The 12,061-nt window shown below is 60.6% G+C and carries 10 protein-coding genes; 6 read left to right on the top strand and 4 right to left on the bottom strand.

From position 1 onward, the window contains the following. The first annotated feature begins 45 nt into the window (after window positions 1–45). The 6 genes from HCF10_RS25180 (at window position 46) to codA (ending at window position 6,197) form a co-directional block, all read left to right on the top strand. Window positions 46–1,125 (top strand): patatin-like phospholipase family protein, encoded by a 1,080-nt coding sequence (locus HCF10_RS25180; RefSeq protein ID WP_167656645.1) that lies wholly within the window; start codon window positions 46–48, stop codon window positions 1,123–1,125. 77 nt (window positions 1,126–1,202) lie between these two features. Continuing rightward, window positions 1,203–1,559 (top strand): 6-carboxytetrahydropterin synthase QueD, encoded by a 357-nt coding sequence (gene queD, locus HCF10_RS25175; protein ID WP_003237990.1) that lies wholly within the window; start codon window positions 1,203–1,205, stop codon window positions 1,557–1,559. A gap of 96 nt (window positions 1,560–1,655) precedes the next feature. After that, window positions 1,656–2,279 (top strand): NUDIX hydrolase, encoded by a 624-nt coding sequence (locus tag HCF10_RS25170; protein ID WP_167656644.1) that lies wholly within the window; start codon window positions 1,656–1,658, stop codon window positions 2,277–2,279. 190 nt (window positions 2,280–2,469) lie between these two features. After that, window positions 2,470–3,732, top strand: a complete 1,263-nt coding sequence (gene codB / locus HCF10_RS25165; RefSeq protein WP_131700021.1) for a cytosine permease — start codon at window positions 2,470–2,472, stop codon at window positions 3,730–3,732. Next, window positions 3,729–4,934 (top strand): PucR family transcriptional regulator, encoded by a 1,206-nt coding sequence (locus HCF10_RS25160; protein ID WP_167656643.1) that lies wholly within the window; start codon window positions 3,729–3,731, stop codon window positions 4,932–4,934. The genes codB and HCF10_RS25160 overlap by 4 nt, the downstream gene beginning before the upstream one ends. 27 nt (window positions 4,935–4,961) lie before the next feature. After that, window positions 4,962–6,197, top strand: a complete 1,236-nt coding sequence (gene codA / locus HCF10_RS25155) for a cytosine deaminase (protein WP_131700023.1) — start codon at window positions 4,962–4,964, stop codon at window positions 6,195–6,197. 9 nt (window positions 6,198–6,206) lie between these two features. Here codA and HCF10_RS25150 read toward each other — a convergent pair whose 3' ends face one another. From HCF10_RS25150 to HCF10_RS25135, 4 genes are read right to left on the bottom strand one after another with little or no spacing between them, the layout of a single operon-like run. Continuing rightward, window positions 6,207–8,357, bottom strand: a complete 2,151-nt coding sequence (locus HCF10_RS25150) for a lipase family protein (RefSeq protein ID WP_167656642.1) — start codon at window positions 8,355–8,357, stop codon at window positions 6,207–6,209. A 12-nt stretch (window positions 8,358–8,369) separates the two neighbouring features. After that, window positions 8,370–9,152 (bottom strand): hypothetical protein, encoded by a 783-nt coding sequence (locus HCF10_RS25145; RefSeq protein ID WP_167656641.1) that lies wholly within the window; start codon window positions 9,150–9,152, stop codon window positions 8,370–8,372. Next, window positions 9,145–9,981: a DUF4123 domain-containing protein gene (locus tag HCF10_RS25140; RefSeq protein WP_167656640.1), complete on the bottom strand. Its 837-nt coding sequence runs from the start codon at window positions 9,979–9,981 to the stop codon at window positions 9,145–9,147. The genes HCF10_RS25145 and HCF10_RS25140 overlap by 8 nt, the downstream gene beginning before the upstream one ends. Further along, entirely contained in the window at window positions 9,981–11,999 is a 2,019-nt protein-coding gene (locus HCF10_RS25135; protein WP_167656639.1) for a type VI secretion system Vgr family protein, read from the bottom strand. Before HCF10_RS25135 ends, HCF10_RS25140 begins: the two co-directional genes overlap by 1 nt. Window positions 12,000–12,061: the final 62 nt, after the last annotated feature.

Genomic DNA, 12,061 nt, shown 5'->3' with positions numbered 1-12,061 from the left:
TCGCGAGCACGCTTGCTCCTACACCCCGCTTCAACAGAGACCGGTATGACAGCCATCCACATCAAGTTCCCCGCCCTGACCCTCAAGGCCGGCAAACGCGCCTTTGCGCGCATTCGCGAACAGGGCCTCAAGCCTGCGGATGTCGGCATACTCCCCGGAGCGGCCGGCGGCCCCAAGGCGCTGGGGATCCAGGGCCTGGACCTGGCGCTGTTCGGCGACTGGCTGCCGCGTGCGCCACGGGAGCGTGCGCTGATCGGAGCATCGATCGGTTCCTGGCGGTTTGCCAGCGCCTGCCTGCCCGACCCGGTGCAAGGCCTGCTGGACCTCGGCCGCCTGTACAACGAACAACGCTTTGCCAAAGGCGTGACCATGGCCGAAGTCAGCCGCAGCTGCCAGCGCATGCTCGACGACCTGCTGGCCGGCCGCGACGCACGGGTACTGGACAACCCCGATTACCGACTGAACATCATGGTGGTCAAGAGCCACGGCCTGCTCGCCGACGACCACCGCGGGCGCCTGGGGTTGGGCCTGTCATCGGTGATTGCCGACAACCTGCGCGGCCGAGCGCGGCTGGCGCGGCATTTCGAGCGGCTGATCATCCACGACCCGCGCCAGGCACCGCCGGTGCACCCGCTGAAGGATTTCCCCTCACGCTTCCTTGAATTGGACATGGGCAACCTGCGCCAGGCGCTGCTGGCATCCGGTTCGATCCCCATGGTGATGCAAGGCGTGCGCGACCTGCCCGGAGCCGGCACCGGCACCTACCGCGACGGCGGCCTGCTGGACTACCACCTCGACCTGCCCTACCACGGCGACGACATCGTGCTGTACCCGCACTTCACCGACCGGGTCATCCCCGGCTGGTTCGACAAGGGCCTGCCATGGCGGCGCAGCAACCAGCAAGGCTTGCAGGATGTGTTGCTGCTGGCGCCGTCCAAGGACTACCTGGCCCGCCTGCCCCACGGCAAACTGCCAGACCGCAGCGACTTCAAGCGCTTCATGGGCGACGACCCGAGTCGCAACAAGTACTGGCAAACCGCGATGAGCGAGAGCCGGCGGCTGGGGGATGAGTTTCTGCAACTGGCCGATAACGGTGGCCTGGGCGAGCGCTTGCAGGCGCTTTGACCCAGCGGTATGCGCGGCATGGGATCAAGCTGTTAAACTCGCCGCCTGCCAGATACCTGACCGAGCTGAAAAATACTGTGGAAATCTTCAAAGAGTTTACCTTCGAGTCCGCCCACCGCCTGCCCCACGTACCGGAAGGCCACAAGTGCGGGCGCCTGCATGGGCATTCGTTCAAGGTGGCGATCCACCTGAGCGGCGACCTGGATCCCCATACCGGCTGGATTCGCGACTTCTCGGAGATCAAGGCGATTTTCAAGCCGCTCTACGAACGCCTCGACCACAACTACCTCAATGACATCCCAGGCCTGGAAAACCCCACCAGCGAAGTGCTGGCCAAGTGGATCTGGACTGAACTCAAACCGCTGTTGCCGGAACTCAGTGCGATCCGCATCCACGAGACCTGCACCAGTGGCTGCATCTATCGCGGCGAGTAGGCCTGCGATGTTAAAAAACCACCCTTGCGGTGGTTTTTTTGTGCCTCCCGTAGCACCCTTCCACCCTTCCCTTTCTTCGCCACCGAGGAGATGTCCATGGAAACTACCTGGCTGGCCCAAGCCAAACGCTTGCAAGCATTGGCTTCCACGGGGCTGCACTTTTGCACCGATGATTTCGAGCGCGAACGCCTGGAAGAAATCGCCGAGATTGCCCACAGCATGCTGGCGCAGCTGGGCAACGTGCCGCTGGAGCGCATCACCGGGCTGGTTTCGGATTTCGCCCAGCGCTATTCGACGCCGATGATCGACGTGCGTGGCGCGGTGATCGAGGGTGAGCGCATTCTGCTGGTGCGCGAGGCCACCGACGGCTGCTGGGCGCTGCCCGGTGGTTATGCCGATATCGGTTTGTCGGCGGCGGAAAACATTATCAAGGAAATTCGCGAGGAAGCCGGGCTGAGCGTTACTGCGCGGGCACTGTACAGCGTCACCCACAAGGCCAAGGGGTTGTATCGGCCGGATGTGCGGGATTTCTACAAGTTGTATTTCCTGTGTGAACGGGTGGATCAACTGGCGCCGGTGGCCGGGTTCGAGACCACCGAGGTGGGCTTTTTTACCTTGGACGACCTGCCGCCGCTGTCCCGTGGGCGCACCATCGAAAGTGATCTGGAGGCGGCGTTTGCCTTTCATCGCGGCGAGACCACGCAGACGCTGTTCGACTGATCCAATTTGTACCACTGCTGCACCGCTTTCGTGCCCGATTGGGCACAGCGAACACGCCTACCTGCGTTTCCCCCCTATTTGGCTATAAATACTGTGCACAGTGCACAGCGTCGACCGTGCGCCTGTCACTGCCGCTGATTTGGCACGCCCGGTGCAATAGGCCTGCGTCACTCATTCAGGGAGCACGGACATGACGCAGCAAGAACCGGGCAACGATTACCCCTTAAGCGAAGTCCCCATGCATGCGCGCAAGGGCCTGGCGTCGACCGCCATGGTGCTGTTGGGCTTTACCTTTTTTACCGCGACCATGTTTGCCGGCGGCAAGCTCGGGGTGGCGTTCAGTTTCACCGAGATGCTCGGCGTGGTGGCCTTGGGTAACCTGCTGCTGGGTATCTACGCCGCAGGCCTGGGTTACATCGCGTTCAAGAGCGGGCTGAACTCGGTGTTGATGGGCCGCTTCTGCTTTGGCGAGGTGGGCAGCAAGCTCAGTGACTTGATCCTCGGTTTCACCCAGATCGGCTGGTACGCCTGGGGCACCGCCACGGCCGCCGTAGTGCTCGGCAAGTATTTCGAGCTGAGCCAGGGCAGCGTGCTGGCGTTGATGGTGCTGTTCGGCCTGGTATTTTGCGCCACGGCCTACGTGGGCTATCGCGGGCTGGAGATTCTTTCCTACATCGCAGTGCCAGCCATGGGCCTGTTGCTGTTGCTGTCAATGTGGGTCGCCACGGTGAAAGTCGGCGGGCTGGATGGGCTGCTGGCGGTGGTGCCGACCGGCGAGCTGGATGTGTCCACGGCGATCACCCTGGTGTTCGGCACGTTTGTCAGCGGCGCCACCCAGGCCACCAACTGGACGCGGTTTTCCCGCTCGGCCAAGGTCGCGGTGCTGGCCAGCCTGATCGGGTTCTTTATCGGCAATGGTTTGATGGTGCTGATCGGCGCCTATGGCGCCATCGTCTACCAACAGCCCGATGTGGTCGAAGTGTTGCTGCTGCAAGGCTTCGCCATGGCGGCAATGGCCATGTTGCTGCTCAATATCTGGAGCACCCAGGACAACACCATCTACAACTTCGCCGTGGCCGGTTGCAACCTGCTGCGCACCAAACGCCGCAAAACCGTGACGTTGGCGGGGGCTGTGATCGGCACCTTGCTGGCGTTGCTGGGCATGTACGACATGCTGGTGCCGTACCTGATCCTGCTGGGCACGGTGATTCCGCCGATTGGCGGGGTGATCATGGCGGACTTCTTCTACCGCTGGCGCGGCCACTACCCGCGCCTGGCGGATGCACGCCTGCCGGCCTTCAACTGGGCCGGGCTGGTGGCGTACGCGGTGGGGACCGTGCTGGCGTTCAACTCGCCGTGGGTCGCGCCATTGGTGGGTATCGCTGCCGCGTCGCTGACCTACGTCGTACTCACCGCCGTGCTGCGTGTACCCTTGGCTGATGCCCGGGCATGAGCCTGACGATTGCGGATGTACTGGCGTTGCCGGGCCTGGAATCCATGTGCCTGCGCGCCGGCGCTGCCGCCCTGGATAACGTCGTGCGTTGGCCTTATGTGGCGGAAAACAGTGGGATCGCCGAGTGGGTGCTGGGTGGTGAATTGGTGTTCGTCACCGGCATCAATCACCCTCGGGATGAGGCCAACCTCCTGCAACTGCTGGACGAAGCCTGCCAGCGCCAAGTGGCGGGGCTGGTGATCCTGACGGGAGCGGCGTATATCCAGGCGATTCCCCAGCGCTTGCTCGACGCCGCCGAAGCCGCCGGCATGCCGCTGATCGAGCAGCCCTACTCGCTGAAAATGGTGCTGGTGACCCAGGCGATTGGTTCGGCGCTGATCCAGTCCGAACAACTGGGGCGCTCGCGGCACGACGTGCTGGAGCGCTTGCTGACCGGGGATTATCAATCCCTGGATTTGCTGCTGCATCGGGCCGTGCAATTGAACATGTCACTGGCCGGGCATTGGCAGGTCGCCCAACTGCAAGTGGAAGGCAGTGAGCTGCTGTTTGCCCAAGGCGACGCGGCACAGGTGGAGGCGCAGCTGGCGCGGCAACACGACGCTATCAGTCGACGCTTGCGTCAGTTATCGGCGGTGCTGCCGGTACTGGGTCGCGCCGGGCAATGGACCCTGCTGCTGCCGGCACCGGATGCCGTCACGGCGTTGGCCAATCGCCAACAATTGGCCAGTTGGCTGAACCCGCTCAACCTGCGCCTGGCACCGCTGAAATTGTTTATCGGCCTGAGTGCCGCTTCACACCCACCCGCGCACCTGGCCCAGGCGCAGGACGAAGCACGCCAGGCATTGGCGGCGGCACGACGGTTCAGCGAACGTGCCGGGCTGTGCGTGTATGACGAACTGGGCGTGCTCAAGCTGCTCAGCGGCGTGCGTGATCGCGCCCTGCTCGACCAATTCCTCAATGAACGCCTGGGCCCGCTGCTGCGTCACGACCTGCACCACGGGCCCAGCCTGATGCCGACCCTGGAAGCCTGGTTTCACGAGAATGGTAACCTTGTGGCTGCCGCCCAGCGCCTGGCCGTACACCGCAATACCCTGACACACCGTGTCCAGCGCATCGAAGCCCTGTGTGGGCTGACGCTGGATAACGCTTATGACCGCCTGGACATCGGCATCGCCCTGATGATCTGGCGGCTGTCTGCCTGATTGTTTTTAGCCAAGAGGAACTTGCCCATGCACATCATCAACGCCCGCCTGCGCAACCGTGAAGGCCTGCATGATCTGCACCTGGAACACGGCCGGATCGCCAGCATCACCCCACAAACAACAGCACCGTTAATGGCGGCCGATGACCTGGATGCGGCCGGCAACCTGGTGATACCGCCCTTCGTCGAACCGCATATTCACCTCGATGCCACCCTCACCGCCGGCGAACCGCGCTGGAACATGAGCGGCACCCTGTTCGAAGGCATCGAGTGCTGGGGCGAACGCAAGGCCACCATCACCGAGGAAGACACCAGGACCCGCGCCAAAAAAACCATCCAGGCCCTCGCCGCTCACGGCATCCAGCATGTACGCACCCATGTCGATGTCACCGACCCCGACCTCACGGCGCTCAAGGCCATGCTGCAAGTGCGCGAAGAAAGCACGCACCTGATCGACCTGCAAATCGTCGCCTTTCCCCAGGAAGGCATCGAGTCGTACCGCAACGGCCGCGAGCTGATGGAAGAAGCCATTCGCCTCGGCGCTGATGTGATCGGCGGCATCCCTCACTTTGAATACACCCGCGACCAAGGCGTGAGTTCAGTCAAGTTCCTGATGGACCTGGCCGAGCGCACCGGCTGCCTGGTGGATGTGCACTGCGACGAAACCGACGACCCGCATTCACGCTTCCTCGAAGTACTCGCCGAAGAAGCCCGCAGCCGCGACATGGGCGCCCGCGTCACCGCCAGCCACACCACGGCCATGGGCTCCTACGACAATGCCTACTGCGCCAAACTCTTCCGCCTGCTGGGGCACTCCGGGATCAGCTTCGTCTCTTGCCCCACCGAAAGCATCCACCTGCAGGGCCGCTTCGACAGCTTCCCGAAACGCCGCGGCGTCACCCGGGTCAACGAGCTGCTGGAGGCCGGCATGAACGTATGCTTTGGCCAGGACTCCATCGTCGATCCCTGGTACCCGCTGGGCAACGGCAACATCCTGCGCGTGCTGGAAGCCGGTTTGCACATCTGCCATATGCTCGGCTACCGCAACCTGCAAAGCGCCCTCGACCTGGTGACCGACAACAGCGCCAAGGCCATGGCCCTGGGTGACCGTTACGGTCTTGAGGCCGGGCGCCCGGCCAACCTGTTGATCCTCTCAGCCGACAGCGACTACGAGGTGATTCGCAGCCAAGGGCTACCGCTGTACTCGATTCGCCACGGCAAGGTGCTGATGAAACGCCAGCCGGCGCAGGTGGAGTTTGTATAAGCACGCCGATCACACGATTGAGTCGAGATCCAGCGGTTGTGCCCTCCCCAGCTCACTCTGCGCAGCGGGAGGGATGCTGGCGACCTGAGGCAACTCCTGGTTTTCACGATGGCGAAGCCAGCGCTTGAGACTGGGTTGCAGGTTGGAGGAGTGGCTATGGCTACCATACACATCACGCGCTTCAAGACGACGCCAGCGCAGGGTTTGCAGGCGCTCGCGACTGGTGTGCAGGCGGTCGATCTCGGCGTTCAGCGGCTCATGGTATTCATAGGCACGGTCGTTGGCCGGGCGCTGTCGAGTCAGTTCACGCCGCTTGTCTTGCAGTTGTTTGCGCATGGTCGCAAGGGCATGGTCGAGCAGTTCAAACTCCCTTTGGGTCACCAGAGGACCGTTGCTATCCACAGCTTGTTGCCAGCGACGCAATGTCGCCCAGGCGGCCGGGATGTAGCTGGCAGTCATGAAATGCTGTTTGTATTGCACCAACTGCTTGATCAGGCCATCGCGATCGGGCATGTCACCGCGCGTTTGCCATGCTCGGTTGCGGCCGGCTTCTTCAATGGACTCGCAGCCCGGCTTCCACAGCACGGACGAATGCGTACCGTCCGGGAGCACGATCGGCAGGAAGTGCTGTTGATCGCCGTGGTGTTGGTAGGGGTTACCGCCAATACGCACCAGGCCGGCGGCGAACAACAGGCCCCCGGCCGTGGGGGCGCTGAACAGCGTGACGGCACCGGGGATCCAGAGTTTGGCGGTGGTGTTCATCCAAGGGGCCGGGACGCTGGGGACCGGGTCGTTGTGGTTGACGATGCGGTGGTGAACCAACGTGGAGGCGCCGGTGTTGAACTCAGAGTCGGCGGCGCGGGGGGCGCCGTAGGTGTAGAGGAGGATGTTGTAGTGCGCGTCGGAAATTCGGCGCAGCCCCTCAGCCAAGAGCAACGCGATGGCGCCGCCAAGGCTATGACCACATATAACTATTCGTTGCCCGACATGAAACTGGTCGAGGTATCGCAACACGAAGTTACGCACTGCTCGGTACGCCTGATAAAAACCCTCGTGCGCCTTGCCTACGCCATCGATGAAGGGCACTTGATGGGCGTTGGCATCTCGCAATCCATCAGATGGGCTGGCGGTGCCACGCACCGCTATCAGGATGACCTCATCGTGGTGAGTTATGAAAGCCTGGGTATCAGTACCGCCTTTTTCGTCATCGAAGAAGTGCAAACCCGCAGGGTGTTCCTGTTTTTCCTCCAACTCCCGACGATTTTGGGGATACAGCTCAGGATCGAAGGGCAGAATTTCAAAACGCCGTGAGTAAGGGACATCCTCATAAAGCGGATAAAAACGTCGCACTTGCTCCGGATCAACTCGCCAGGCCTGGTGAAACCCAGATAGTTGTTCAGCAAACAAATTTCCAACACTGGGATCCAGTGGAAAGCGCACTTGATCAAATGGTTTGTCTGGGGGCTCCTGGCCAAAATCGCAGTAACTCAACGCGGCAAACAGTGCCAGTTGATACAGATTCAAGGCACAGAAGCGGTCTTCCGTGGAGAGCATTGGACGCAGGGCTCGCAGTGGACGTACTTCGAGAACGGTGTGATTGCTCGGGAACAACACGACCCCTGATAAGGAGGGTTGGGAAGGACCGAACCCCAGATCGGCCATCATTTTTAGTGCGTGGCGTTTGGGGCGGTAAGCAGTGGGTGTCACGGCCGGTAGATGGGAGCCCTGACGAACCAAGTCGCTCACTTCAACCTGATAAAAGTGGTCAGCTTTCTGCCGCGCAGAATTGCTCTCGGTTTGCTCACCGCTGGATGTTGAAAATTTCGTTTGTTCAGCTCTGACCTGAAGGTCGGTGATGGGTAACGGATACTTTTCTCGCCTCTGCAATGTCGAATAGTAGCTCCCCAACTCCTGATACATAGCATCGAAAACCAACACTACAGGACCACGGCAGTGCCCCTCTAATCGTACAAAACCATCTCCATTCAAACGGCCCGCGTATCGCTGCCCTACACTGTCAAAAATTTCATACTTGAGCCCTCCATAAGCTTTCCCGTCACCGTACTCGTCCACTAGACAAAAACTCAACCAGTCTCCACGCACCGTACAGGCGGGCATTTTTTCGTTAAAAAACGGTTTTTTCCATTGCTCCATCGTCATGCTTGAACATCCTTATTCACTGCAACTTGGATATATGTCACATACACGCCCATCGGGCATTTTGAAGGATTTGAAATCTGTAGTGTTCCCCCCACAAAACGCGTACTGGTCCTCAAAACTTTTGCCTCGACAGCGTTTCCATCCTTGAGGAAAACGAACCCAGTTATCGCCCATATAAGGTCGCTCCTCACTCATGAGGCTCAGCTTTATCAATACTTTTTTCCCGCCCAATTCATCTCGCGAAAAAACACCGCGCGAGTGAGCTTTATATTTTTGTCCTGTAGCACCCAGCGAATTACAGTTCAGAACCTTTCTGATCGCATGTATCGGCCCCACAGTCCGAAACAACCACTGACATTGCCAAGACAGTTCCTGAACTCCCGACTCAGGCATTCCTGGCCTATCACCTTCCAGACGATCCCGAATGGAAATCCCCCCCATATCCCCCCCAACATCCGAATCCCGCGTTCCCCACTTCGCGTAAAAATCAAACTCCACACTGCGTAATACCAGCGGACACCCCTCTACCGTTTCACTCAGCGGCAACTCATAACTCGCCCGACTTGCCACCGGCTTGTACTCGGTAAAAAAGACCTTCCGCTCCGGCCTCTTGCCTCTGCGCCTTGGCAAGGTGCAGGTCTCGCCCGTTGCGGGCCCGTAGTTGGCGGCAGTTTTAAGTTCAAATTCCGCCGGTAAATCCACCTCCAACGTAAAGCGATCAACCGGCTTCATCGCACACCCCGAAAGTCCCGCCATTGCCAGCGCAAGCAACACGCCCCATACACGCTTACTCATCCTTGTTCTCCAACATGTGCCACTGCTGCTTAACTCGTTCAAAGTGATCCTGCGGTGTTTCTCCAACCATCGGCTGCCACCGAATCACGCTGCTGCGAGTGGCCTCTTCCAACCGTCGCACGACCAGGAACTCCAGCTGTTCCGGGCTACTCCATTGCCAGGCGCGAGCCTGCTCAAGGACCTGGGTCAGCCAGACTCTTGGATCATGAAATTCAACCAATGCCGCCAGGTCTTCACTGTGCTCAGCCAGCAGGTAACGCAGGATATTGGCGTGCAGGATGGCGCAGGCATTCGGGTTGGGCGTGCTCAACCAAGGGGCTGGCTCGGGCACCGGATAGTCACCGGGAGCAGGGTTGTCGCCACAGTGCCAACTGCCTTCATGCCAGTAGCACACACTGATCAGTGGGCCGAGGAATGCTGGCCATTGCTCAAGACCCAGATGGCTGAGTGCACGCGCCAACGTACGATTGTCGTGAAGGCGGTACAGCGTCCGGTTATTCTCCGGTCCGACCAGCAGCCGGTCGCGCCAATGCCGGGACATGTCCGTCAGGTCCGCGTTTGGCAAACTGCCCAACCACCCCCAATTCATCTCAGGTTCCTGCAGAAGATCGAGCAATGCGGGCTCCCCTACCTGATCCAGCAACAGGATCACGGGGCCGGCCGTGGCCATTTCCGCCAGTGGGGTTTGTGCGTAGAGGCGGCAGTACGCTGGAAAACCACGTGCCGCCAACAGTGGCTGGCAAGCTGCGTTACTACCCTCAAGCATCAGGCACAGCCTGTACCCCGCCTGCTGCTGTTGGTTCATCCATCGGTGTGGAAGGCTTTCCATCAGGCTGCCCTCCCGCCGACAGTGCAGAGGCCTTCGCGGCAGCACTCGCATACAGGGCAGAAGTCCGCATCCAGTTGTCTGGCCAAGTGCATGATGGCGCCCTGTGTGGCAGAGATTTTCGGGTTCTCGGCAACCAGCAGGGAGTTCGCCGACCCGGTCGCGGACGGGGTGCCACCGAGGGTGATGGGCCGACTGCTGAAAATGCCGCCTGCCTGGATCACCAGGTGCTCCCCGCCGGCCTTGAAGCTCAGTTGTACGCCCGCGTCGATCACCAGGCCGGCACCCGCTTTGAGATGCACCTGTTGCCCGGCTTCAATCACCAGGGTCTGCCCGACATAGGTCTGGCTATCGCCTTGCACGTCCAGATGGTCGCTGGCTTTGAGCACAACCTTGCGGTCACCGGTGACGTGACGATGCTCCTCGCTTTCCAGGCGAACCGCGCTTAACCCTCGGATGATTTCATGCCGCTCACCGGCCACTTCCAGGCGACTGTCATGCCCCACCTGTTGCTCCAGGTCCCGCTGAGCCCGAAGGTAGATGAGTTCCTTGCCACGGTGGTCTTCCAGGTGCAATTCGTTGCCGCCGCCTCCGCCCGGGGTGCTGCGACTGCGCAAGATGCTGCGGGTCTTGTGTTGCGGCAAGGAATAGGTCGGCATGTGCAGCGCATTGGGCAGGCAACCGTTGATCAACGGCTGGTCCGGGTCGCCCTCAAGGAACGTCACCAGCACTTCCATGCCCACCCGCGGGATCATCGTTGCGCCAAACCCGTCTCCGGCCCAACCAGATGCCACCCGCACCCAACAACTGCTTTTGTCATCGCTCTTGTCCAGTCGGTCCCAGTGAAACCGTACCTTCACCCGGCCGTATGCATCGCAATGCACCTCCTCACCGGCAGGCCCGGTCACCGTTGCGGTCTGGGTGCCGTGGATGGTCGCCTTGGGGTGCTTGAGAGGGGGTCGATACGGTGCACTCCAGGGTGTCGCAGTGAAACGGTTGCGATACCCCTGGAATCCATCCACCTCACCTGCCGCGTCCTCCAGCACCTGCGGTTGATAACCCTCGTGACGGACCGAAGTGATCAACCATAAATCATTGCAGGCCGGATCCGGATGGTCGTGCAGCTCAAGAAAATACCCACTGCGCAGCACCGCCTGGTCGCTCTTGCCCAACGCTCGATATCGGCCGATCTGAAGGCGCTCCAACCCCCTGCGAGCCAGGCGCGCACCCCGTGCATGGCCGGTAAACCCAGCCGGGTAGTGGTAGTCCTCAAGAGGTTGCGCTGAGGCAGAACCCGCGGTGTCTTGCAGGCATAAGGACGGATGCTCGAAGTCATGATCACGACGCACCGTTTGCTGGCTGCGGGTAGCCAGGCGTACGTCGAAACGCTGGATAACTCGCGTTTCGGCCAGCGGCCCGCCGGCAGGCGAATAACGCTGCGCAGGCAGGCGGCGAAATACGGTCTGGTCGTCGCCAAACACAAGCACATGCTGGTTCTCGCTGTGACGGAAGTGGTAATGAATGCCCTCCTCTTCACACAGCCGCTGGATGAAATGCAGGTCGGTTTCCGCGTATTGCACGCAGAACGTACGCGGTGGGTAGACCACCGGCCCCAGTTCAAAGGCATAGCGGTCGGCCAGGATGCCGTGGTGTTCGAGGACTGCCGCGATGATCTGCGGAACGCTGCGCTGCTGGAAAATCCGCTGGTCGCGTCGATGGGCAAGGTAGGCGAGATGCGGCGCCAACGTCAGGTGATAACGGGTGAGCCGCCGCCCGGGGTCATCGCGGCCAATTGCGTAAATCTGCCCGTTCAGGCCTTCATTGGCGTCGCCAAAAGCCAGGTAGGCGGGCTGGTGGAGCAGTGACTCCAGATCCAGTGAAGGGTTTTCGCTGACCACCTGCACCTGGATGAAAAACGGCTGATCAAGCACCTCCTGGCCTTTGAACGCCAGTACTTGAAAGTCAGTCTTTATGCCTGGAAGGATTAATTTGAAACGTGACGAAACAAACGCGTTAACCATCCGTTGTTACCCGCCAATATCGATATTTATTACCGGACTGAAATACTTCCCCCGCCAAACAT

The sequence above is a fragment of the Pseudomonas sp. B14(2022) genome (genome assembly GCF_012030485.1).
Classification (GTDB): domain Bacteria; phylum Pseudomonadota; class Gammaproteobacteria; order Pseudomonadales; family Pseudomonadaceae; genus Aquipseudomonas.
Note: the sequence above shows the minus strand (reverse complement) of the source record. Positions and strands in the feature narration are given on the sequence as shown.